This is a genomic window from Neotamlana sedimentorum (assembly GCF_000943565.1).
GTDB classification, from domain to species: domain Bacteria; phylum Bacteroidota; class Bacteroidia; order Flavobacteriales; family Flavobacteriaceae; genus Neotamlana; species Neotamlana sedimentorum.
This window is the reverse complement of record NZ_JTDW01000001.1, coordinates 15,853-41,135: the sequence shown is the minus strand read 5'-3', so window position 1 is coordinate 41,135 and position 25,283 is coordinate 15,853. Positions and strand designations below refer to the sequence as shown.

At 35.0% G+C, this 25,283-nt stretch carries 17 protein-coding genes and 1 tRNA gene; 1 reads left to right on the top strand and 17 read right to left on the bottom strand.

From position 1 onward, the window contains the following. Positions 1–192: 192 nt before the first annotated feature. Together uxuA and PW52_RS00145 are read right to left on the bottom strand one after the other, a co-directional pair. Entirely contained in the window at positions 193–1,365 is a 1,173-nt protein-coding gene (uxuA, locus tag PW52_RS00150; RefSeq protein ID WP_044630906.1) for a mannonate dehydratase, read from the bottom strand. A 21-nt stretch (positions 1,366–1,386) separates the two neighbouring features. After that, a complete protein-coding gene (locus tag PW52_RS00145) occupies positions 1,387–2,277 on the bottom strand; it encodes an SDR family oxidoreductase (protein ID WP_316930108.1) in 891 nt (296 codons plus the stop codon). A 60-nt stretch (positions 2,278–2,337) separates the two neighbouring features. On the opposite strand from PW52_RS00145, the gene PW52_RS00140 reads away from it, so the two are divergent. Then, positions 2,338–3,408 (top strand): substrate-binding domain-containing protein, encoded by a 1,071-nt coding sequence (locus PW52_RS00140; RefSeq protein WP_044630904.1) that lies wholly within the window; start codon positions 2,338–2,340, stop codon positions 3,406–3,408. Positions 3,409–3,521: 113 nt separating this feature from the next. Here PW52_RS00140 and PW52_RS00135 read toward each other — a convergent pair whose 3' ends face one another. The 15 genes from PW52_RS00135 to PW52_RS00065 form a co-directional block, all read right to left on the bottom strand. Beyond that, a complete protein-coding gene (locus PW52_RS00135) occupies positions 3,522–4,673 on the bottom strand; it encodes a hypothetical protein (RefSeq protein WP_044630903.1) in 1,152 nt (383 codons plus the stop codon). Between the two features lie 244 nt (positions 4,674–4,917). Continuing rightward, a tRNA-Asp gene (locus PW52_RS00130) sits at positions 4,918–4,991 on the bottom strand. A 76-nt stretch (positions 4,992–5,067) separates the two neighbouring features. Then, a complete protein-coding gene (locus PW52_RS00125) occupies positions 5,068–5,997 on the bottom strand; it encodes a DUF58 domain-containing protein (RefSeq protein ID WP_044630902.1) in 930 nt (309 codons plus the stop codon). A gap of 10 nt (positions 5,998–6,007) precedes the next feature. Continuing rightward, positions 6,008–6,550 (bottom strand): ClpP family protease, encoded by a 543-nt coding sequence (locus PW52_RS00120; protein WP_044630901.1) that lies wholly within the window; start codon positions 6,548–6,550, stop codon positions 6,008–6,010. Between the two features lie 80 nt (positions 6,551–6,630). Then, positions 6,631–6,948 (bottom strand): thioredoxin, encoded by a 318-nt coding sequence (gene trxA / locus PW52_RS00115; protein ID WP_044625275.1) that lies wholly within the window; start codon positions 6,946–6,948, stop codon positions 6,631–6,633. Between the two features lie 160 nt (positions 6,949–7,108). Beyond that, entirely contained in the window at positions 7,109–11,494 is a 4,386-nt protein-coding gene (gene dnaE / locus PW52_RS00110) for a DNA polymerase III subunit alpha (RefSeq protein ID WP_044630900.1), read from the bottom strand. Between the two features lie 184 nt (positions 11,495–11,678). Continuing rightward, on the bottom strand, positions 11,679–13,307 hold the full coding sequence (locus tag PW52_RS00105; RefSeq protein ID WP_044630899.1) for an Ig-like domain-containing protein: 1,629 nt from the start codon (positions 13,305–13,307) through the stop codon (positions 11,679–11,681). A 78-nt stretch (positions 13,308–13,385) separates the two neighbouring features. Then, positions 13,386–15,065, bottom strand: coding sequence for a hypothetical protein (locus PW52_RS00100; protein WP_044630898.1), 1,680 nt, complete (start codon positions 15,063–15,065; stop codon positions 13,386–13,388). Positions 15,066–15,078: 13 nt separating this feature from the next. Then, positions 15,079–17,667, bottom strand: coding sequence for a TonB-dependent receptor (locus PW52_RS00095; RefSeq protein WP_044630897.1), 2,589 nt, complete (start codon positions 17,665–17,667; stop codon positions 15,079–15,081). A gap of 179 nt (positions 17,668–17,846) precedes the next feature. Next, positions 17,847–19,466 (bottom strand): glucose-6-phosphate isomerase, encoded by a 1,620-nt coding sequence (pgi, locus tag PW52_RS00090; protein ID WP_044630896.1) that lies wholly within the window; start codon positions 19,464–19,466, stop codon positions 17,847–17,849. A gap of 6 nt (positions 19,467–19,472) precedes the next feature. After that, positions 19,473–20,789 (bottom strand): M23 family metallopeptidase, encoded by a 1,317-nt coding sequence (locus PW52_RS00085; RefSeq protein WP_044630895.1) that lies wholly within the window; start codon positions 20,787–20,789, stop codon positions 19,473–19,475. Further along, entirely contained in the window at positions 20,747–21,664 is a 918-nt protein-coding gene (locus tag PW52_RS00080) for a tryptophan 2,3-dioxygenase family protein (protein WP_044630894.1), read from the bottom strand. Before PW52_RS00080 ends, PW52_RS00085 begins: the two co-directional genes overlap by 43 nt. Before the next feature lie 5 nt (positions 21,665–21,669). Beyond that, positions 21,670–22,449: a DUF3108 domain-containing protein gene (locus PW52_RS00075; protein WP_044630893.1), complete on the bottom strand. Its 780-nt coding sequence runs from the start codon at positions 22,447–22,449 to the stop codon at positions 21,670–21,672. Between the two features lie 234 nt (positions 22,450–22,683). After that, positions 22,684–23,847: a 4-hydroxyphenylpyruvate dioxygenase gene (gene hppD, locus PW52_RS00070; RefSeq protein ID WP_044630892.1), complete on the bottom strand. Its 1,164-nt coding sequence runs from the start codon at positions 23,845–23,847 to the stop codon at positions 22,684–22,686. Between the two features lie 236 nt (positions 23,848–24,083). Continuing rightward, entirely contained in the window at positions 24,084–25,238 is a 1,155-nt protein-coding gene (locus PW52_RS00065; protein WP_044630891.1) for a homogentisate 1,2-dioxygenase, read from the bottom strand. Positions 25,239–25,283 lie beyond the last annotated feature (45 nt).

The window sequence follows — 25,283 nt, the reverse complement described above, 5'->3', positions numbered from 1 at the left end:
TTTGTGCTAAATATAAAAAAATCTTACCTAAGTAGCGAAGAAACTCGATAAAAGGAAAAATGCTCTTTTATTTTTAGCACAAAAGAAGTAATAAACTATTGCTACAGCCTTTGTAATTTATTAATTCCCTTATAATAGTATGGGTTTTAATACTGATTTTGATATTAATATTTCTAATGTATTCTTATGTTTTTACTCTTTTTGTAACGCATATTCCAGACCTCTAAGTTCTGCAAGTCCACGTAAACGCCCAATTCCAGAATAACCAGGATTGGTTTTTTTCTTTAAATCGTCTAGCATTTGGTGACCATGATCGGGACGGATAGGTATTACCGCATCTTTAAAACCTTCCGATTTTCTTCTGCGCTCCTCTACTAAAACCGATTTAATAACACCATACATATCTACATCGCCTTCTAAATGATTGGCTTCATAAAAGTTGCCTTTTTCGTCGCGTTTGGTACTTCTTAAATGAATAAAATGTACACGATCTGCAAAACGGTTAAAAATTTGCACTAAGTTATTATCTGGGCGCACACCAAGCGATCCTGTACAAAAGGTAATGCCGTTTGCTCTATCTGGAACTTCAGAAAATAAATGAGCATAATCATTTTCGGTACTTACCACACGTGGCAGACCTAAAATTGGATATGGCGGATCGTCGGGATGAATACACATAAGCATACCGTTATTTGAGGCCACCGGAATAATTTCCTTTAAAAAAGACACTAAATTTTCGCGCAATTTATTGGCGTCTATATTTTTATAAGTGTCTAAAATATTTTGGAATTGCTCTAGAGTATAACCTTCTTCGGCTCCTGGCAAACCAGCAATAATATTATTAATTAACTTGGTTTTTTCGGAATCTGAAAGTTTTTCAATATAAGCTTTTGCTTCTGCCTGTTGCTCGTTCGAATATAAACTTTCTGCTCCAGGCCGTTTTAAAAGATAAAGTTCGAAGGCAGCAAATGCTGTAACATCAAATCGAAGTGCTTTCGAGCCGTCTTCTACCTTAAATTCTAAATCGGTACGTGTCCAATCTAACACCGGCATAAAGTTATAGCACACAATGTTAATACCACATTTGGCTAAGTTTTCAATACTCTTTTTATAATTTTCAATATAAGTTTGAAAATTTCCAGAGCGTGTTTTAATGTTTTCGTGAACCGGAATACTTTCAACTACACTCCATGTTAACCCTTCGGCTTCAATGGTTTGCTTTCTTTTTTCAATTTCGCTAATTGTCCAAACTTCACCATTTGGAATATGATGTAAAGCCGAAACTACACCAGTTGCTCCAGCTTGTTTAATATCTAATAATGATACAGGATCGTTTGGCCCGTACCAACGCCATGTTTGTTCCATATTTATATTTTATTTAGTTAATTACACACCACTATACGCGCTAAAGCCACCATCAATAGGTATTACAACACCTGTAACAAACGACGATGCTTCATCGCATAAATATAGCGTTGTACTAATTAAATCATCTGGTTCACCATAGCGTCCCATTGGTGTTTGGTCTATTATTTGTTGTCCGCGTTGGGTTAACGAACCGTCTTCATTAGTTAATAAAGTTCTGTTTTGTTCGGTTAAAAAGAAACCAGGAGCCAAAGCATTTACTCGAATTCCTACTTTCGAAAAGTGAACCGCTAACCATTGTGTAAAATTAGAAACAGCAGCCTTTGCCCCACTGTACGCTGGTATTTTTGTAAGTGGTGTGTAGGCATTCATAGACGAAATATTTAAAATGCTACAACCTTTTTTACCAACCATGTCTTTTGCAAATATTTGAGTTGGTAAAAGCGTACCAATAAAATTTAGGTTAAATACAAACTCAATTCCTTTAGGATCTAAATCGAAAAAGGTTTTAAAACCTTCAACAGTATTACTTAAATCTTCTTGCTGAAAAAACGGATTTGAAGTAGTACCTAACGGATGATTACCTCCTGCGCCATTCACCAAAATATCACATAATCCGAATGCCGAATTAACTTCGTTTTTAGCTGCCTCAAGCGACTCTTTTTCTAACACATTAGCTTTAACACCAATGGCTGTTCCTCCTATTTTGTTTATCTCGTTGGCAACTGCTTGTGCGGCTTCAAGATTTAAATCTAATAATGCAATTTTATGTCCTTGTTTTGATAAGGCTACGGCTAAGGTGCTGCATAATACACCTCCTGCTCCTGTTACTACTACTACTTTACTCATTATGTTTAGTTTTATTTTCGTGTGCGAACACGCAAATATAAAAAAATGTTTTCGTGTTCGCACACGACGAAATAGAATATTTTACTAAATTGCAAAAAAAATGAGGTGTTTTAATTAATTAACATGGTAAGGATTAAAGACATAGCTAGAGAAGCTAATGTTTCGGAAGGCACGGTAGACCGCGTTTTACATAATAGAGGTGGTGTTTCTAAACATACGGAACAAAAAATTAGAAAAATATTAGAGCGCCGAAACTACAGCATTAACCCAGTAGCAAGCGCACTGGCCTCTAAAAATAAATACGAGATTGCCGTTTTAATTCCTAATTACAACGACACCGATGCTTTTTGGAAAGCACCTTATCTTGGCATTTTAAAAGCAGCCGAAGAAATTAAGAGTTTTGGCATTAATTTAGCAATTTATAACTTCAATCAATTCGATCCTAAGTCGTATTTAAAAGCATTTCAAAAATTAATTAAAACTCAGCCTTCATCTGTCGTTTTTGTTCCCATGTTTTTATCTGAAACGTCCCAAATTGTATCACAATTAGAAACTCAAAACATTCCTTATCAATTTTTAAATATTGATGTAGAAAACCATAATAATTTAACTTACGTTGGGCAAGACTCACTTATGGCAGGAACTATTGCTGGTAAATTAATGCACCTAAGCGCAACAACTAACAAATATTTAATTATTCTTTCCAGAGAAAACAGAACAGATAATAATGCCATTTCTAAACGTGTAAAAGGTTTTCAAGATTATTTTTTTAAAAACAAAATAGAACACGCTACGCACACCTTAAAAGTTGATGGTTTTAATAACCCTTTAAATTTAACTCAATCGGTAAACGACGTTTTAAAAGAGCACAACGATATTTCCGGAATTTTTGTTCCTTCAAGTAGAATTTCTGCTGTGGCCAACAACCTAAACAACAGCGCAAAATTTACTTTAATTGGTTTTGATAATACACCACAAAATGTAGCCTGCTTACAACGCGAAACAGTATCGTTTTTAATTTCTCAAAAACCTTTCGAACAAGGTTACGAGTCTATTAAAATTATATCGGACTACTTATCAAAATCGAAAAAACCGAAACAAAAAATATACCTACCTATTGATATTCTAATTAAAGAAAACGTAAATTATAACGATATGAGTCAGAATTTGTTTGAGGAAGATGTTACGATTTAAAATCTCTTTTAAAATTACATTAATAATACCAAGTTTTTTTTTAGATGTAACTAAAACATTTTTACCATTACTAGTGCGGTAAAAATGCTTTTTTATTAACTAACCAAATAAAACTAATATACAGGCTTGACTTTAGTCCATTCCCTATTATTTAAATTAATATCTCCATTGGGATTATAAAACAGATCGTTGTTTCGAATATAATTACCATCACTATCCATCCAATATTCTGTCGATCCTGCGTTTACTTCGTAATTTTTACCAGTATTTGGGTTATATACAATTTCCTGTTCGTTAATCATGTTTACAAATTGTTTTTGAGCCGTATTACTACCACTACCAAATGTTCGGTTCATAAACGAGGCATAATTAGCATCTTGCGCCGCCCAAATACCTTTCATTTTTTGTTGATGCGCATTAAAAGCCGCTTGTCTATTTCGCATATGTATTTGATGGTCTTGTTGCGCCTTTTGCATTCTAGCAGCATTTAATTGTGCAGTATATTGTTGCCACTGTGGGTTATCCTTTGTGTTTTCTCCAGCTTCGAGTAATTGGTTAATAGTATCTTCAAATTCAGACTCATCAACAAACATATAATCTAAACTATAAAACCACATCACCATGGAATCGTTGTTTAAAAGGGGTTGTTGCATTGCTATTTTAACCAATGACACTAGTGCTTTTTGCCCTTTATTATTCGTCCACTCTGTAGCATAATGTTCAAACTGTGTTTGGTACATTCCAGATTTGTTTAGCATATTTCTAATAAACTGTTCCGCTCTCGGAATTCGTTTTTTACCAACCAATTGAAAGCCAATATTAATCATTCGACTATCAGCTTCGCTGTGCATAATTTGTTCACTACTTACAATACGACGAATCATATTGGAGTTTCTACCATATTGACGCATCATTTGCTCGGTATGGTAATTCGGGTAATGCAAAAACAGTTTTATTGGTGTATTAAACGATTTTAAATTGTTTGGGCCTTGAATTTCAGTTAAAAAAACTGGTAACTTCTGGTCGATTGTATAAATAGGTTTCGATATCACTTGCCAACTTTTAGGGTACTCGGTGCTATTAACCACTATTCCGGTTCTTGCATCGCGAAAGGCATGCGTTTGTTTACCATTGCCAAGTAAACCAAACAATGATTTTTTAGTAGCCATTTCAGGCTGATTAGATAAATTAGAATCGTTAGCTTGTTTACAGCTGGTAAAACAAACAAGCAATAAAAGTGAAAGTTTTAAAAAGTGTGACGACATAGTGTAGTATTTTTAATGAATTACACCAGTACATCGTAAAACAAAAAAAATATCATCAAACTCATTTTTAAAAAAAGCCCAAAAAACAAAAAAGCATCCCAATTTTCTATGAAGAAAAAAGGAAAGCTTTCCATTGGTTTAACTACTTAAACCTTCAGTAAACACTTGGCTTACTGAACAACACAACTTCTTTTTATTGCCAAAAAAAGCCTTAAGAAGTGTTAAGGCTTTTTTGCAATATTTGCGGTCTGGACGGGACTCGAACCCGCGACCTTCGCCGTGACAGGGCGACATTCTAACCAACTGAACTACCAGACCGTTGCGTTATTGCGGATGCAAATATACACGCCTTTTTTTATTTGTCAAATGTTTTTTAAACTTTTTTTAAAAAAAATTATCCGAATTTTTGCCTTTCAATCATATAAGCACTTAAAACAGCGTTAAAGCCTTTATTTATATTGGCTTCAACGTATTTTATTCTGTATTGCGCGCACTTTAACTTTAAGTTCGTAAAATAATTTTCGACTGCTGTATGGTAACTTTCGCGAATGTTATCGGCATATAAATTTACATGTTCACCAGTTTCTACATCAATAAATTTTTTAGGTTTATTATCGAAATCAAATTTTAACTCTTTATTACTATCAAAAACATGAAATAACACCACTTCATGTTTGTTATATTTTAAATGCCTTAATGCTTCAAATAGTTTAGCTTCATCTTCACGCGTTTGAAACATATCTGTAAATAAAAAAATTAAAGACCGCCTGTGTATTTTTTCTGCAATTTCATGCAAATATTTATATGTTTCTGTTGTTTTACTAACCGATTTATTAACTACAGTCTCACTTAAATGATTTAACAACATTTGATGATGCCGCTCGCTACCCTTTTCAGGGGCGTAGTAATCATAATTATCACTATAAACACTTAAGCCAACAGCATCGCGTTGTTTTTTTAAAATTTGCATTAATGCCGCCGCAGACAAAACCGAAAACCCTACTTTATTAAGCGTATCTAGTTGCTGTACCTCAACATTTGGATAATGCATCGAGCTACTATTATCTAAAATAATATGGCAACGCAAGTTAGTTTCATCGTCGTAGCGTTTGGTATACAACTTGTCGGTTTTTGCGAATAACTTCCAATCAATATGGCGGGTACTTTCACCTTGATTATAAATTTTATGCTCAGCAAATTCCGCAGAAAACCCATGAAACGGACTTTTATGCATACCGGCAATAAAACCCTCGACTACTTGCTTTGCCAGTAGCTCCAAATTTTTAAAACCTTCTGCTTTATTAAGTTCGTTTTGTAAATTCAACTAATAAAATTTAAATAATACCATCAACAATGCCGTAAGCCAAAGATTCCTCGGCACCCATCCAATGGTCTCGATTAAAGTCTTTCATCACCTTATCGTAATCTTGCCCACAATTATCGGCTAAAATTTTAGCACTAAGTTCTTTCGTTTTTATAATTTCTTGTGCTGTAATTTCAATATCACTGGCTTGTCCGCGTGCACCACCACTTGGTTGATGTATCATTACACGCGCATGTGGTTGTATAAAACGCTTTCCTTTCGTACCAACCGATAATAAAATCGATCCCATCGACGCTGCCAATCCTGTACAAACCGTAGCAACATCGCTATTTAAAGATTTTATACAATCGTACATAGCAAAGCCCGAAGTTACATAACCACCAGGACTGTTAATATATAAGGTAATATCTTTGGTTTCAAGGGCATCTAAATACAGTAATCTATCAATTACATGCTTTGCCGATTTATCGTCTACTTGACCCCACAAAAATACTTTGCGGTCTTCTAACAATTTGCTATCAATAGCATCTTGTACTTTTATTGGTTTACTCATCTTTATTTTTAATTTTTACTAAAATAAAAAAGGTTTACCATAACAGTAAACCTTTTTCAAATTTCTTTTTCAGTGATTTATTATAATAACGAATCTATTGCTTCTGTATAAGCATTTTTTGGAGCTACACCAACTTGTCTGCCAACAACCTCACCATTTTGAAAAACCAAAACTGTTGGAATGTTACGCACGCCATATTTTGCAGCAAATTCTTGGTTAGCATCTACATCTACCTTACCAACAACAGCTTTACCTTCGTATTCTCCACTAATTTCTTCAATAATTGGTCCAACCATTCTACATGGTCCACACCAAGCAGCCCAAAAGTCAACTAAAACAGGTTTATCACTTTTTAAAACTGTATCTTCAAACGTTGCATCTGTAATTTCTAATGCCATAATATATATTTTTAAATGTTTTTAAATCTTTTTACATCACAAAATTAGTCAATTTTTTCTCTAAAGCTTACAAACTAACTATTTGTTTTGTTTATAACTTAATTGTTTAGAGCTATTTTCTTTAAAATTTTGGCGCATAAACCAGGCTTTTCGCAATTTATTAGTTAAGTTTAAACTTTACGTCCATTGTTTGTAATTCGTCTAATAATTCTTGACTCACTTTTACTTTTTGTCTTCTACTAGGCATGTCCAGTTTTATTTTTTCTTTAGCATCGTAAACCAAGAAGGTTAAAGCTTGGTTTCCGGGATGTAGATGAATAAGTTCTTTTAAGGCAATAATTTTTTGTTCGTTTAAATCGTTTATATCCAACTGAAGCGAAAGTTTTTTAGCATACTGCTCCATAACATCTTGCAAAAGCTGGAAACTATTAAACTGTATTCGCGGGTCACTTTTTTTACCAGTATCTTTATTGGTCCAGCCTTCGCGCACAAATGCTTTTACAAACACAAAGTTATTAATCATTAAAAAATGCCTAAACTTTAAGTAATCTTCTCCAAAAATTCTAAACTCATAACTATCGGTATAATCTTCAATAGTAAACATACCCCAACCCTTACCTTGTTTACTAACACGGTGTTGCACATCGGTAACTACACCACCAAACACGAGTTCGCGATTTACATAGGGTTCTAAATTATTAAACATACCAACAGTGGCGTTGCAAAAGGTTTTCATTTCGGTTTTAAAATCATCCAACGGATGACCAGAAATATAAATACCAACCACTTCTCGCTCTTTAGACAGTTTTTCCATGGTTCCCCAATCTTCACATGGCGGAATTGTTGGTTCAGCAATTTGTACTTCGCTTGCTTCACCAAACAAACTTACCTGTGCCGAATTTTCGTTTTCCTTATGTTTTTGAGCATACTTAATAACCATTTCTAAAAAAGTTAAATCGGTTTCTTTATGGAAGTACTGCGCTCTATGTGTTTCTTGAAAACAATCAAACCCACCGGCATAGGCTAAATTTTCAAATGCTTTTTTATTCGCAGCTCGTAAATCGATACGTTTCGCAAAATCGAAAATAGATTTATAAGGTCCGTCTTCTTTTCTATTATCTACAATAGTCATTACTGCACCATGACCTACACCTTTTATGGCACCCATACCAAACCGCACTGCGCCTTCATTATTTACTGAAAATTTATAATAACTCTCGTTAACACTTGGCCCTAAAACCTCTAATTTCATTCGCTTACACTCTTCCATAAAGAAGGTAATCGTTTTGATATCGTTCATGTTATTAGATAATACTGCCGCCATATATTCGGCAGGATAATGTGCTTTTAGATAAGCGGTTTGGTAAGCTATCCATGCGTAACATGTGGAGTGTGATTTATTGAAAGCGTAACTTGCAAAGGCCTCCCAATCTTTCCAAACTTTTTCTAATACTTTAGCATCATGCCCATTAGCTTTAGCTTGCTCAATAAATTTAGGTTTCATTTTATCGAGTACCGCAATTTGCTTTTTACCCATTGCTTTACGTAAAATATCAGCTTCACCTTTTGAGAAATCTGCTAATTTTTGAGACAATAACATTACCTGCTCTTGGTAAACCGTAATACCATAAGTTTCCTTCAAGTATTCTTCCATTGCTGGTAAATCGTATTCAATTTCTTCGTCGCCATGTTTTCTACGAACAAAACTCGGAATATATTCCATTGGCCCTGGACGATACAAAGCATTCATGGCAATTAAATCTTCAAAAACTGTAGGTTTTAAATCTCGAAGGTGTTTTTGCATCCCCGGAGATTCGTACTGGAACACACCAACTGTTTCTCCTCGCTGGAATAATGCATACGTTTCTTCATCATCTAAAGGAAAGTTTTCGGGATCGAGTTCCACATTATGTTTTGCCTTTACAATTTTAACGGTGTCTTTAATTAAGGTTAATGTTTTTAACCCTAAAAAGTCCATTTTTAATAGTCCTGCAGACTCAACTACCGAGTTATCGAACTGAGTTACGTATAAATCGGAATCTTTTGCAACCGAAACTGGAACGAATTTGGTTATATCATCGGGAGTAATAATAACACCACAGGCATGAATTCCTGTATTTCGCACCGAGCCTTCTAAAGTTCTTGCTAAGTTTAATGTTTCTGCTTGTAAATCTGACCCCTCAGCAATATTTAAAAGCTCATTAACCTTTTCTAGTTCTTCTGCTCTAAATTTCTGGGCAAGCGCCTTTTCATCTAAACCAAAAATCTTATTTAGTTTAGACATATTCGGGATTAGCTTTGCAATTCTATCTGCATCAAACAAGGGCAAATCAAGCACACGTGCCGTATCGCGAATACTAGACTTGGCAGCCATTGTACCGTAGGTTATAATTTGCGCAACTTGGTTGGCACCGTATTTTTCAATAACGTAGTCCATAACCCTGCTTCGGCCTTCGTCATCAAAATCGATATCAATATCGGGCATACTAATACGGTCTGGATTTAAGAAACGCTCAAAAAGTAAATCGTACTTCATGGGATCTATATTTGTAATCCATAAACAATACGCCGCAACCGAACCTGCAGCAGAACCTCTTCCAGGACCTACCGAAACATCCATATTTCTGGCTTCTCGAATAAAATCTTCTACAATTAAAAAATACCCAGGATATCCTGTTTTTTCAATTACATCTAACTCAAAATCTAAACGTTCCGTCACCTCTTCCGAAAGTGGTTCTCCATAGCGTTTTTTAGCTCCTTCGTAAACTAAATGTTTTAAATAGGCATTTTCTCCACGTTTTCCTCCATCAACTAAATCTTCTTCGTGTTTAAATTGTTCCGGAATATCGAAAGCGGGTAATAATACGTCGCGCGCTAACTGAAAAGCTTCAACTTTATCTGTTATTTCTTTTATATTGATTATTGCTTCAGGAACATCTTTAAATAAGATTTTCATTTCTTCTGAAGACTTAAAGTAATAATCTTGATTTGGCAAACCATAACGATAACCACGACCACGGCCAATTGGTGTGGCTTGTTTTTCACCATCTTTAACGCAGAGTAAAATATCGTGAGCGTTAGCATCTTCTTTTTTACAATAATATGTATTATTTGTAGCAACTAGTTTTACGTTATGCTTTTTAGAAAACTCAATTAAAACGGTATTAACACGGTTTTCGTCTTCTTGATTATGGCGCATTATTTCAATATACAAGTCGTCACCAAATTGATCTTTCCACCATAGCAAAGCCTCTTCGGCTTGGTTTTCACCTATGTTTAAAACTTTACTAGGCACTTCACCATATAAGTTTCCTGTAAGCACAATTAAATCTTCTTTATATTGCTCAATAAGTTTTTTATCGATTCTAGGTAAATAATAGAACCCATCTACGAAAGCGTGCGACGATAATTTGGCAAGATTATGGTAGCCGTTTTTATTTTTTGCTAATAAAACAATTTGATAGCCATTGTCTTTTCTTGTTTTATCGGTATGGTTTTCGCAAACAAAAAACTCACATCCTATTATAGGTTTCACTTCATTAAGAGTAAAATCTTCCCCATTCTCTTCAGCTGCCTTTTTTTTGTCCTGTATACCCTTGTTGTATTTGTTTGCTGCATTTATAAAATGAAATGCCCCCATCATGTTAGCATGATCGGTCAAAGCAACTGCAGGCATATTATGCTCTCCCGCTGCAGCAATAATATCGGCCACACCCATGGTAGATTGTAATACCGAAAATTGAGAATGGTTATGAAGATGTACAAAATCTACATCTTTTAAATCGGATATATTTTGCTTTATTTCTTCCGATGAAATTTGAGTCCCTTCATTTTTTAGAAGCTTCGCTCTAATTTTAGCACTTTCCTTTTTAAGATTGATGTGCTTTAAACCAATGAGTTGAATTTCTTGCGGATTGGCTTCCTTGAAATTTTTAAAATAATCGGGTTCTACATCTAGCTGTTCTTTAGTGTATTCTTCAAGACGAATAAGTTCTAAAAAACAACGTGTTGTAGCCTCAACATCGGCGGTTGCGTTATGCGCTTCGGCAAAAGGCTGGTTAAATAAAAACTCGTGCAACTCGGTTAATGTTGGCAATTTAAATTTACCATAGCGACCACCCGGAATTTTACAAAGTTGAGCCGTATGTTCGGTACAGGTATCCAGCACGGGTAATTCTTGTAATGAATTTGTTACATTTTCGCGCACAAATTCGGCACCCATAATGTTTAAATCGAACTTTACGTTTTGCCCAACTACAAATTTGGTTTTACTTAATGCTACATTAAATTTTTCTAGAACTTCGGATAACGGCACGCCTTGTTCGGCCGCCAATTCGGTAGAAATACCATGAATTTTTTCGGCATCGTAAGGAATATTAAAACCTTCTGGTTGCACTAAATAATCTTGACTTTCGATACAATTACCCATGGCATCGTGTAATTGCCATGCAATTTGTATACACCTTGGCCAGTTATCTACATCGGTAATGGGTGCATCCCAACGTTTAGGTAATCCGGTAGTTTCTGTATCGAAAATTAAGTACATTCCTTAAAATTTATAAATTGATTTGTATAGCTTGTGTTTGAAAAAACGAGTTTATAAAAATACGTAGAATTTCGGCTTTTTTTACAGGAACTTGTAATGAGTTTTGAACAAACAAAAAAAACGCAACTTAAAAACTAAGTTGCGTTTTTGACTACCTAAAATAGACGTATTTCGTTTTAATATTTTACTCCCAAGTATTTTCGGCCGCATCGCCACCCCAAATTAAGGTTGCTAAATACGGATTATCGATAAACGGATTACGGTTTCCTTGAGCACCGTAAATAACGTTGTTACGTTGTTTTTCAAAATCTGAAACAGGATCTTCTGCATTCCATTTTAAGAATAACTCTAATGAACCTACTTTCGAAAAATCTTCGCCGTGATACATATTAACATACATAATCATTCTAGCAACATCGCCTTTCCAATCGTCACCAGGAAACCACTCGCTATTATATGAATTATATGTTGAACTACCATCACCTTCTCCATATGGATGATTACTACGTTGGCTATTTATTGATGCGTCTGCAACACGTAAATGATGTAAATCGGCTTTTACTAATTCATCTTTTTCATCGCCACCTTCACCACCTTCAAATTTGGATTGCGGATAAATATGCTCGGTATTAAAAGTTTGCGGCGTATACGAATTTAATGGTGATTGATATTCTCGCCAGTATCTACTCTCGCCGGTGTACATTAAAATAACATTGTCGGTATTGCTCATATCCTCGTCGGCATCATATAAATAGTCATGTCTATCTGTATAAACTAAAACTGTTGTGTGCTTATTTCCGGTTAATCTTTCTAACTCGCTCATCATAATATCGCCATCAGCTGTAAATACTACACCTTGATAATAATCCGTCAAAGTAGCTGGAACATTAAAAGCAATTGGTGTTATTACATTAAGGTTAACCGTAGCTGTTAAACATGTTGGTGTTGCATCGTCATCGCAAAGCGTATAGGTAAAAGAATCTTCACCTGTAAAATTCGCCGCAGGCGTATAACTAATAGTTCCATCTGTATTTAACACCACTATTCCCGAGGTTGAAGTGGAATCTATTGAATCGATTTCAGCATCATCAATGACAACATCATTTGATAAAACATTTAATATTGTTGCACTTGAATTTTCACCAATATTAAAAGCATCATCCAATACTTCAGGATTTCCTTCATCAATTACTGTAATTTTAACAGTTCCCGTAACGCATGTTGGCGTTAAATCGTTATCGCATAAGGAATAAGTAAACGTATCGTTACCCGAAAACCCATTATTTGCCGTATAGGTAATGGTTAAATCGCTATTTAAAACTACTGTACCATTGGTTTGGCTCGAATCGATTGAGGTCAACTCTGCTCCGTCTAATAATGCATCATTTTCTCTTACATCAAAAGTAACGGCATTAGTTTCAACTACTTCGTAAGTATCATCGGCCGCAATAGCGTCGCCTTCATCTGTTACTGTAATAGTAATTGTAGCTGTAGAACAATTAGGTGTACTTAAAATATCGCAAATAGTATATGTAAAAGTATCTGTACCTACAAAACCTGTTTCTGGTGTATAAACAAAATAACCATTTTGTGCTAAATAAATAGTTCCTCCATTTACAGACTCATCATCGTACCTGTTAATAGATGCGTTACTTTTTAAGTCATCGTTTTCTAACGCATATATATTTACCGATTGATTTTCTGTAACTGTTACAGTATCATTAACAGCCACAGGTGGGTTCACGGTTACGGAGTCATCCGATCCGCAACTCACCAATAAAAGCATTACAACTATTAGATAAAAATATTTCATAATCCCAAATTTATATAAAGAGAAAAAAACCGCTACCTATATTAAGGTAACGGTTTTTTGTTTAATTATAAGTTTAAATTAGTCTACTTTTTCAATCCAAACACCATCGGTTAGAATCACAACAGTAGATAATGTATTAAGTCCATTATCGTAAACTAAATAAGTAAACTGTACTTTCTGACCTTCTTCTGCATTTGGAAATAAATGCTCTGCTAATATTAATAGAGAAAAAACAATTTGATCATCAGACCAATTGTAATCGTAATCATGATAGTCAACTAACGTTCCTAAAAGCCCATCAAAATCAGAATTATCTTCAAGAGCTGAAGCCATATATTCGTAATCTGCATTTAGTAACGTATAAGGGATTGTATTATCTGGAACCCAAACACCATCTTCGAAACCATACTGGAAAGTTGTTTCGAGAACCTCTGGAGTAAGTGTCCAGCTAACACCATCGAATACACTAGTACCGTATTTAGTAGAAGTACCACCACTATAGTATTCATAGGCTACGCTAGCAGCATCTCCTGACGCAGCGTAAGGATATAAAGATTTTAAGAAAATATCTAATTTATAAACAGACCCACTATCGAAATTACCATAAGATTGACTTAAAAGTTCGTAATCTGCATCGGTAAAGGTATAAGGTAATGCCCATTCATTATTATTTTTAGCAATAATTTCGGTGTTTTCTACTATTGTAGGAACAACTTCAATTTCGGTGCTTACATAAGCCCCAGATTCGTATGCTACTGGCACAGTTTCTGTACCAGAACCTCCATCATAAATGGCGTAGCTAACAATATAAATATCACCTTCGTCTCCTGCTGGTAACACTACGTTAATAGCTTCAAGAATCATGTCATCTGTCCAATAAGCACTGTTAGTGGTTCTTCTTTCAAAATTACCATAACTTGCCATACTTCCTGTAGCATCGGGATAAGTAGCTCCTAATGCAGCAACAACAGCGTCATAATCAGATGAAGAAAACACATAAGCGGTTCCTTGAGATTCAATTTCAACAACACTACCAAAATCTAAAAACTCGTATCCGTTGTATTTTCCAGTAATTGATTCTGTACCAGAAGAACCATCGTACATATCGAAGGTTACTGTTACTATTTGTCCAACTGAATAGCTATCTCCAAATACTACATTCATTGCATCAAGAATCATTTCATCAGACCAATAATTTGAGCTAGTGCTTCTTCTATCGAAATTACCATAACTAGCAACGTTAGCAGCTGGACCTGGGTATAATGCGCTCAATTCTTGTCCTATTGTTTCATAATCTCCAGCTTCAAAAGTATAACCTACAACTTCAGAGTTGTATGTTAACTCAACAAATGTACCGTTAGATGAAGTTTGAAAATTATCAAATAAATAATCTTCAATGTAACCAATATTAGATAATGTATCTGTGGTTGTCATTACTTCATAATCCGTTGGGCTAAATAAATTATAAGTAACATTTACCAAAGAACCTTGTCCTAACAATGGATATTTATTTGCAAGGAAACCAGGGATTATTTCATCTGCAACGTCTTGAGATTCGAAATAAGTTTCATAATCTAATTCTGTCTCGTAAAGCTCATAATCATCTTCTGTAAAAGTATAAACTTCACCTGTTGATTTAATATAATCTATACCAGCTATTTCACCTGAACTTACTTCTTCATTAACGTCTTCTAAAGGATCACAACTTACTAATAAAGCTGCTCCTAAAATTGTTAAGCAATAAATTATTTTTTTCATTTTCAAAGTTTTTTTAAAATTTAAGTTTTGCTCCTAAAGTAAATGTTCTACCAAAACCGTAGAAACCAGATACACCACTAGCGTCTTCAGCATCAAAAGCATCTGTAAAATATTCTGTATCTAAAATATTATTCATTCTTGCTGTAAGTGTTGCATCGAAAAATCCGAAATCGAAGCTATGAGTTACAATAGCATCGAATAAACCATAATCTGGTAACTTGAATGCTTGAGGTATAGTTTCATCGTCTCTATCACTTGGATTAAAATCAGCATATAAATTACCGAAATAATTATAGTCAACTATCAATTTAGTTTTTGGTCCAACACTATAGTTTGCACCTAATGCTAAAGTTGTTTGCGCTGCATCACCAACTTTCAAGTCTTTAATATAAAGATCTACAGTTTCTACAACTTCTTGAGCGTCATCTAGTATTTGTACACCAGTTACATTACTATCCCATCTCCAATCTCCAAAAGATGCCATACCAGTAATATTTAATTTATCTGTAGCTTTATATTTAAAGTCTATTTCTAAACCTTGGTGAATTGCATTTACACCTAAAATGTTAGCGAATGCATTTGACCCATCTGGCTGTGTAAAGCTTACAGTTTCAGTTCTATCTTTCCAAGTTGTTCTATATAAATTAACATTTGCCGATAACTTCTCGCTACGGTAACCATAACCTAATTCAAAACTTAAGATTTTTTGGTTTTCGGCATCCTCGTTAATATGTTCATTATCAAAGTTTTGAAAAACAGCATCAAAATCTGGTGCTTTTTCAAAATAACCAACATTCACAAATACATTATGATTGTTATCCAATCTATAATTTCCACCACCTTTAACACTATAACCTATAAAATTATAACGGTCTGTTTCTTGTAAAGGGTCACTATCTAAATAGTTAAAGTAATCTACTCTTTTATAGCCTGTGTTAGAAGCTGCTAATGAAAGATATGTATTAAAATCTTCATTAACATCATACTCTAATTGACCAAAAAGCCCGAACCAACCAACTAAACCATCATTATTGTAAGAAATTTTATCTCCAACTTTAGAAATAGGTGTTGATGCGTTTACGTTATTATTTTCACCGTCACTATTAACATCCGACCAGTATTGACCACCAAGTAAATCTGTTAATTCTGTGTAATGAATACCTTTATAATTTCTAAAATCTAAACCTCCTAAAAATACTAAGTCGTCTGTAATATCTGTTTTTAAAGTAGATAACACACCGTACCAGTTATGACTGTTAATAGAAGCTCTTAATACATATGACGATCCGTTAGCACCTTGTTCTATGTTTTCATCAACAATTCTATCAAAATCTATAGGACCGTATTGTCCGATTCTATAATCACTGTAACCTGCAGGTTCATCGGCCGTTTCATCTGTAGTTAAATCAACATTACTGCTATCATTACTAAAATAACCGCCGCCACCGCCGGAACCTATAGATGCATAAGCCACGGTAGATAATGTAGTTTTCTCATTTAAATCCCAATAATGGTTTAATGACATATTAGGTTTGTTATAAAAATTGTCTTCTTGATGTGTTACTTGACCATTTTTATAACCCCAATCTGCATTATATTTTCTACCTCTTTCGTTTTCTCTAAATGTAGCTAGAGACTGTCTGTTTTGTCTTTGTCCGTGACGTTGTGTAGCGCCAAAAAGTGTAAAAGATAATTCGTGTTGGTCATTAATTTCTTGAGTTAAGTTTAAAAAGTAAGAAACCCCACTAAACTCTGTACCATCTACGTAACCATCTCCTTGTGTTCTTGCTGCGTTTACTGTTGCTGCAAAACCTTTTTCTGATAAACCAGTTGAATAAGTAAACCCGTATTTTTGATAACCATCGTTACCAACCGAAGTAAACACATTACCACCTTGCTCAACATCAGAAGTTTTAGTAATAACGTTAATAGTACCACCAATAGAAGGCACAGCTACTTTTGAAGCTCCTAACCCTCTTTGAACCTGCATAGAAGATGTTACATCACCTAAACCAGCCCAGTTAGACCAGTATACTGCACCATTTTCCATATCGTTAACAGGAATACCGTTTATCATTACCGCAACGTTTTCAGACTGAAAACCTCTAATTCTAACACTGGCATCTCCATAACCACCACCTGCTTTAGTTGTATAAATACCAGGTGTTGAATTTAAAATTTCAGGAAATTCTTGTGAACCTAATTTAAGCTCAATATCTGCAGCTTTTACTGTAGATACCGCAACAGGTGTTTTTCTGTCTACTGCTACAGAAGCAATAATTTGAACTTCTTCTAGACCTACTTGGCTAGACTCTAAGTAAATGTTCCCTAAGGCACCATTTGTATAAGCTACAGTTTTAGTTGTGTAACCTACATAAGAAATAACAAGCTCTCCTGAAGAACCGTTTGTTTTTATTGAAAAGTTACCATCAAAGTCTGTTACAACTCCGTTTGTGGTTCCTTTTTCAATAACGTTTGCACCTGGTAAAGGAATATCTGTTCCAGCTTCCAAGACCGTACCTGTTATAGTACTTTGTGCCATAACAACCGCACCAAACAATAAAGCTACAGCTATTAATAAATTTTGAGTGAATTTTCTCATAATTTTAAAAAAAGAATTAATTATTTATTTTCGAAATTAGTCGGTGCAAAAATACGCATTATATGTCATTCAATATTAACAAACCGTTAAGAAAATAACTATTCGACCAAAAAAAAGCCCACTATTTATATGAAAAATAATGAGCTTTGTAAGTTTTTTAGTAAAAAATATGCAACGTTTTATTTAAAACGCTTATAATGCTTCAACAAATTTTGAGTTGACGAATCGTGAGGCTTCACTTCTGAAGTGTTAAATTCTTGTAAAATTTTATTCGCTAACTGCTTTCCTAACTCCACTCCAAATTGATCGTAGCTAAATATATTCCAAACAATTCCTTGTACAAATATTTTATGTTCGTACATCGCAATAAGTTTCCCTAAACTTTCGGGTGTTAGTTTATTTATAAAAATGGTATTGGTTGGTTTATTTCCTTGAAATATTTTAAACGGAATTATAGATTCTTGCGTGCCTTCTGCCACCACCTCAGCTTCCGTTTTACCATTAAGCAGTGCTTCGGTTTGAGCTAAAAAGTTCGACGTTAATTTATCGTGATGATCGGTATTGCCATGTAACGACTCAACAAAACCAATAAAATCGGCCGGAATTAACTTGGTTCCTTGGTGTATTAACTGAAAGAATGCGTGCTGAGAATTTGTTCCTGGTTCGCCCCAAATAATTGTTCCTGTTTGGTAATCTATAGCATTTCCATTTCTATCTACACTTTTACCATTACTTTCCATAATACCTTGCTGCAAATATGTTGCAAACTGGTTTAAATACTGCGAATATGGAATAATAGCTTCGGTTTCGGCTCCAAAAAAGTTGTTATACCAAACACTTATTAAAGCTAAAATTACCGGAATATTATTATCGAAACTAGAAGTCTTAAAATGCTCGTCCATTTTATGAGCCCCTAATAATAAGTTACTATAATTTTCGTACCCAACAGCCAAACTAATAGATAAACCTACAGCACTCCACAACGAGAAACGACCGCCAACCCAATCCCACATTGGGAAAATATTATTGGCGTCGATACCAAAATCTTTTACTTTTTCAAGATTTGTTGATACTGCTACGAAATGCTTCGCAATATCTGCTTCGGTAGCCGATTGTAAAAACCACGACTTTAAAGTATTAGCATTAGAAAGGGTTTCTTGAGTAGTAAAGGTTTTAGAAACCACTACAAAAAGCGTAGTTTCTGGATCTAACTTTTTTATAACCTCGTTTACATGATCGCCATCTACATTACTAACAAAATACGTAGTTAGTTGGTTTTTGTAATACTGAAGCGCGTCAACAACCATGGCCGGTCCTAAATCCGATCCGCCAATACCTATATTTACAATATGCGTAAATGATTTACCTGTAAAACCTTTTAATTCGCCAGATACCACCTTGTTTGTAAAACCTTCTATTTTTTCTTGTACGTCGTAAACCTCTGGCATTACATTTTCGCCGTCAACAAAAAACTGAGCGTCTTTAGGTGCACGTAATGCGGTATGTAGTACGGCTCTTCCTTCTGTTTGATTAATTTTTTCACCCGAAAACTGACTTGTAATTGCTTCTTTTAGTTTTACCTCTTCGGCCAATTCTAGTAAAAGCTTTAGTGTTTCGTCGGTTATTCTATTTTTCGAAAAATCCAGATAAAAATCGTCCCATGTAATAGAATTTTTATTTGCTCGTTCTGCATCTTGAGCAAATAAATCTTTCATGTGCGTGTTTTTTAAATCTTCGAAGTGCGCTTGAAGTTTACTCCAGGCGTCTGTTGTAGTTGGGTTTACGGTTGGTAATGCCATTGTTTTTTATGAGTTTGCTTGCGTTATTACAGGTTGATCTGGCTGTTCGTCAATTTCGGGCTCAAAAAATATATTATCAAGTTTATATTTTATAGGCTTTATAAAATCTAAATATTTCGCTTTTAAAGAATCGGAAATTGGTTTCGATTCTGGTAGTTTTTGCTTAAACGGATCGACCTGTCTGCCATTTACCCAAAAACGGTAACACACATGCGGTCCTCCTGTATTTCCAGTCATACCTACCAAACCAATAACATCGCCTTGCTTTACAAATTGTCCCACTTTTACTAAGCGTTTACTCATGTGTAAATACTGGGTTTCGAAGGTTGCATTATGCCTAATTTTTACATACTTTCCATTACCACCACGACGGGTAGATTCGGTTACGGTTCCGTTGGCTGTAGCTCGAATAGGTGTACCTACAGCTGCAGCAAAATCGGTTCCTTTATGCGGACGAATTTTATTTCCGTAATAGGCTATACGACGCCTTAAATTATACCTTGAAGAAATTCTTCCAAATTCTATTGGCGACTTTAAAAAAGCACGACGTAAATTTTTGGCTTCTTCGTTAAAATAATCAATAATACCTTTTACAGAATCTGTTTCAAATTGAAATGCATAAAATGGCTCATGGTTATGCTCAAAATAAGCTGCTTTAACATCGTGAACACCCGTATAAATACTATCATCGATGTACTTATCCATATAAATAACTTTAAAGCGATCGCCTTTTTGTAATCTACGAAAATCGATGGTCCAAGCATAAATATTATCGGCCAACATATTGGTTAAAACCGCACTTACTCCTTGCTCGTCTAAAGTTTCGGAAATACTACTATTAATTACTCCCGTAACTACCTTTTCAACATACGTTATTGGTTTACTACTTTTAAAAGCATGTATAGAATCTTTAAAATTAATAACCACATAATCTTCTTTATTTGGCTGATAAATAAAGGCTTGTGGTGTTTCTATAGAATCTTTGGCACACAATAAGGTATAAGGTTTACCAAGTTGAAGTTTTCTAATATCGAAAGTATCTTTAGCTTTTTCGGCAATTTGAAATATTTTCGGATAATCAACATGGTTTCTATCCAATATTATTCCAAAGGTATCGCCTTTACGCACGGTATCGCGTTTTACAATGTAATCGTTTAATTTAAAGCCAAATTCTTTTGGCTCTACTGGTTTTTCTACAACAGCTAATTCGTTGTTTTCGGTTTCAGGTTTTTCAACTTCATTTTTACAACCTATAAAACAACATACTGCAATTATTAATACTACAAATCTGTTCCCCACGTTGCTATTTCGTTTTCTGTCCATAAATCTGGAAAAAATATTCGTTTTTGATATTTAGGATGCATGTATTTTACCCACTCGCTACCACCAGTAGCTTCGGCTGTTTTTCCGCCAATGTTTAAATAGTGATTTGCTGTAGTATAATGTGCCATAACCCACTTTATATTTACAGTATAATCGTAATGCCTCATGGCGTCAATTAATGGTTTATATTCTCTGGCTTCTGGCGGAAGCGATTTAAATTTAGAATACAAATTATTAAATTGATAAAACTTAGTAAATCTAATAAATTCCTCTTTATAACGCGCTTCAAAAGCTGTTAAAGTATAGGTTTTTTTACCGGTTTTAAAATCCTTACCAGCGGCTTGCCAATACAAATGCTCGAAAGCATGTTCGTACGAAGAATTTTTGTTTATTGTTTTTCTAAAACGGTTATCAATAAGGTTTATTAACTCGGTTGAAGCAAATTCAATTTTACGGTATTGCGCGCTTTGAAACCCACTAGCAGGTGTTAATGTGGTTCTAAACTTATTGTATTGCTCTACATCCATACCGTCTTTCATGATGCTAAATGACGAGGTAAGCACATCGAAATAACGACTTACACGCATTATTTTATCGGTAAAAACATCAACTGAAATGTGCTCGGTTTTAGCCAACTGTTCTATTTCACTAAGTATCATTTTGAACAAAAGTTCGGAAATTTGATGATACATTATGAATACATTCTCGTCTGGAAAAACAGTACGTTGCACTTGAAGACTTAACAGCGCATCGGTTTGAATATAGTCCCAATAGTTAATAGGTTTACTATGTAACAAACCTTCAAGATGCGTATCGACATCTTGGTTTATACTATCGTATTTTTCTTTAAGTTGATCGTTTATTTTGGAGTTCAAGGCCTTTAATTATTAACAACTATTTTAAACGGATGTTTTAAGCCTTTAAAAGCTTCTAAATCGGCTCGTAAAGAACCTACGGCTAAATCGGCTTTGATACGCAAAGGTAACTTATTTTTATCTTTAGACACCCACAGTGTTAAACTTTCTTCTTCTTTAAAAACACGACCCGCCATTACATACGGACGAAACTTTAAAGACTCTATATCGCCAAACTCGGTTTCAATAGTTTCTTCACCTAAATATTTAAGCTTAAAACCGTAATTTTCTTCGTCGAAAAACATATCAATACGCACCTCATCGCCAGGTTTCATAACCTTGGTATCTAGTTTATTTCGCAGGTAGTAAAACGTAGATACCATGTCTTGAATATTAGGCTCTGTATCGAACACTTTTTTGGTTTTGTGTTTTATATTATTTACATGCGCTTTGTTTTTTTCTTGGTCGAAATTTATTACAATATCTTTAGTGTGGCCACCTTCATCTATTTTCCTAACAAACTTGTATGGCACTAAACTTTCTTTATCGAAATAGCTTTCATACCTATCTTCAACCTTAAATACCCATTTAATCATTCCAGTGGTCCAACCTTTGCCAACTACATGAAACACCTCTTTATTGTTTAACTTTGTTTGGTTTACCTTTAAGGTTGCATTTCCAGCTTTCATCCAGCCGCTGTAACTCATTTTAAATTTAAACCATTCGCCAGTTTCGAAAGCTGGTTCTTGGGCATTAACTGCAGGCAAAACCACAATTGTAAATATTAATAGCAATAAATTTTTCATGGTATAATGGGCTATTTATTTTGTAACTTTTTTTAAAACGCTTTATTGTGTATTTAAAAATTACAATTACCATTCCAAAAATATAAAATTTCTTCACACTACTTTTTTATTATAGAAAGTCTTAACGTTTCCTTCATGCGATTTAACAATAAATACACCCCCTATATTTAGTTCTAAATTCAATATTTAAAGTAGCTAGCAAAACTTATGCTTTTAATTTTATAATCTAATATTTTACAAGGTGCCTCGTTTGGCTTGTTCGCGTTCAATAGACTCGAACAGTGCTTTAAAATTTCCTGCGCCAAACCCTTTGGCACCCATGCGCTGAATAATTTCGAAAAACAAGGTTGGACGATCTTCAACTGGTTTGGTAAATATTTGCAATAAATAGCCTTCTTCGTCGGCATCAATCATAATACCCAGGTTTTTTAAGGTTTCTATATCTTCGCGAAGCTCATGACTAAATGCTTCTAAACGCCCAGGAACGGCATCGTAATAAGCCTTTGGCGGATGCGATAAAAACTCGACACCTCGTTGGCGTAATTGGCTTACTGTTTTAACAATATCGTCGGTTGCCACTGCTATATGTTGTACACCTGCGCCTTCATAAAAATCGAGATATTCTTCTATTTGAGACTTCTTTTTACCTTTTGCAGGTTCGTTAATTGGGAATTTTATGCGTCCGTTACCATTACTCATCACCTTACTCATAAGTGCAGAATATTCGGTGTGAATTTGCTTATCGTCGAAGGACAAAAAATTCTCGAAACCCATTACATCTTCGTACCATTTTACCCAAGTATTCATTTGTCCCCAACCTACATTACCAACCATATGATCGATATATTTTAATCCTGCCGATGGCGGATTATAATCGCTTTCCCAAGCCTGGAAACCTGGTAAAAAAGTGCCTTTGTAATTTTTGCGTTCAACGAACATATGTATGGTTTCACCATAAGTGTAAATGCCGGCACGAATAACTTCGCCATATTCGTCGGTTTCTACTTTTGGTTTTTGATATGATTTTGCTCCGCGTTTCACCGTTTCTTCGTAGGCACTTCTAGCATCATCAACCCAAAGCGCTACAACTTTTACACCATCGCCGTGTTTTACAATATGATTATTTATAGGTGATTTACTGTTAAGTGGCGTAGTAAGCACCAATTTAATTTTATCTTGTTTTAATACGTAGCTCACTTGATCTCGAGAGCCCGTTTCTAATCCGCGATAAGCATACGATTGAAACCCAAAAGCTGTTTTGTAAAAGTGTGCTGCTTGTTTGGCATTGCCAACGTAAAATTCGACATAATCGGTGCCAAGAAGTGGCAGAAAATCTTGTGCTCCTTCGAAAATTTTTTCTAGTCCGTAGTTTACTGATTTTATTTCTGTTTTACTCATAATTTGCCCCTCTTAATCTCCCCAAAGGGGAGAGACTCTTAACTGGGAGGAAAAAGAGTACTTAATTTACCTTTTATTTTGAATGAAGCTATGTCCTTCGCAAATAAGCTTAGCCCTGATTGAGGCATTTGTTGGAGCTCCTTGAAAAGAGCGACTGCCGAAAGCAGGAAATAGCTTCTAAAAATTATTTTAATGAACGTTTTTTAGTTCCCTACTTGGGAGGGATTAGGTGAGGCCTATAACCACGATTGGTAATACGTATCGTCAGCAATTTTAATGGCTTCCTCGGTTACTTTTAGCGGTTTAAAGGTGTCCACCATTACGGCAAGTTCCTCTGTTTTGGTTTTACCTATGCTACGCTCGGTGGCTCCGGGATGTGGCCCATGCGGAATTCCTGCCGGATGTAATGATATATGTCCTGCTTCAACATTGTTTCGGCTCATAAAATCGCCAGCAACATAGTACAGCACTTCATCACTATCGATATTACTGTGGTTGTAAGGTGCAGGAATACTTTGCGGATGATAATCGTACAAACGCGGTACAAAACTGCACACTACAAAGGCATTGGTTTCGAAGGTTTGATGCACTGGAGGCGGCTGGTGAATGCGGCCAGTTATGGGCTCAAAATCGTGAATGGACAAGGCATACGGATAGTTGTAACCATCGTAACCCACAACATCGAACAGATGTGATGCGTAAACCATTTCGATAATGTCGTCCTGCTTTTTAACCTTTATTAAAAAATCGCCGATTTCGTTATGGGTTTCGAGCTCTTGCGGACGACGCATATCGCGCTCGCAAAATGGTGCATGCTCTAGCATTTGTCCAAACCAATTTCGATACCTTTTTGGCGTGTAAATGGGATGCCGCGACTCTACTATAAACAACCTATTTTCTGAAGTATTGAAATCTATTTTATAAATAACACCTCGCGGAACAAGCAAATAATCGCCGAATTTAAAATCGAGATTCCCTAAATGGGTACGTAATTTACCGCTGCCTTTATGTATAAAAATTAGCTCGTCGGCATCGGTGTTTTTATAAAAGTAATTTTGGGTTAATTGTTTTGGTGCTGCCAATATTATGGCGCAATCGCTATTTACTAAAATGGTTTTTCGGCTATCGAGATAATCGTTTTCTGGAGCCACTTTAAACCCGTGAAAACGGTAAGACTGTATATTGTTACTTTTAGCAATTTTTGGAGCTACACTATATTGTTTTACAATATTTTTAACCATTGTTGGGCGTTGCTCGTGGTACGAATTTGTGGACATACCATCGAAACCAATAGCACCAAATAATTGCTCGTAATATAAACTGCCATCTGGTTTTCTAAATTGGGTGTGGCGTTTAGCAGGAATGCTTCCTAATTTGTGGTAAAAAGGCATAGCTTCTAATAATTTTAATAAATTAAATATTGAAAGTAATCCCGA

Excerpts from the sequence above, each read along its gene's own strand:
- PW52_RS00105 (WP_044630899.1), bottom strand. The coding sequence starts at position 13,307 with ATGAAATATTTTTATCTAATAGTTGTAATGCTTTTATTGGTGAGTTGC.
- dnaE (WP_044630900.1), bottom strand. The coding sequence starts at position 11,494 with ATGTACTTAATTTTCGATACAGAAACTACCGGATTACCTAAACGTTGG.
- PW52_RS00095 (WP_044630897.1), bottom strand. The coding sequence starts at position 17,667 with ATGAGAAAATTCACTCAAAATTTATTAATAGCTGTAGCTTTATTGTTT.
- pgi (WP_044630896.1), bottom strand. The coding sequence starts at position 19,466 with ATGGCATTACCAACCGTAAACCCAACTACAACAGACGCCTGGAGTAAA.
- trxA (WP_044625275.1), bottom strand. The coding sequence starts at position 6,948 with ATGGCATTAGAAATTACAGATGCAACGTTTGAAGATACAGTTTTAAAA.
- uxuA (WP_044630906.1), bottom strand. The coding sequence starts at position 1,365 with ATGGAACAAACATGGCGTTGGTACGGGCCAAACGATCCTGTATCATTA.
- PW52_RS00135 (WP_044630903.1), bottom strand. The coding sequence starts at position 4,673 with ATGTCGTCACACTTTTTAAAACTTTCACTTTTATTGCTTGTTTGTTTT.
- PW52_RS00085 (WP_044630895.1), bottom strand. The coding sequence starts at position 20,789 with ATGGACAGAAAACGAAATAGCAACGTGGGGAACAGATTTGTAGTATTA.
- PW52_RS00120 (WP_044630901.1), bottom strand. The coding sequence starts at position 6,550 with ATGAGTAAACCAATAAAAGTACAAGATGCTATTGATAGCAAATTGTTA.
- PW52_RS00100 (WP_044630898.1), bottom strand. The coding sequence starts at position 15,065 with ATGAAAAAAATAATTTATTGCTTAACAATTTTAGGAGCAGCTTTATTA.
- PW52_RS00140 (WP_044630904.1), top strand. The coding sequence starts at position 2,338 with ATGGTAAGGATTAAAGACATAGCTAGAGAAGCTAATGTTTCGGAAGGC.
- hppD (WP_044630892.1), bottom strand. The coding sequence starts at position 23,847 with ATGAGTAAAACAGAAATAAAATCAGTAAACTACGGACTAGAAAAAATT.
- PW52_RS00065 (WP_044630891.1), bottom strand. The coding sequence starts at position 25,238 with ATGCCTTTTTACCACAAATTAGGAAGCATTCCTGCTAAACGCCACACC.
- PW52_RS00075 (WP_044630893.1), bottom strand. The coding sequence starts at position 22,449 with ATGAAAAATTTATTGCTATTAATATTTACAATTGTGGTTTTGCCTGCA.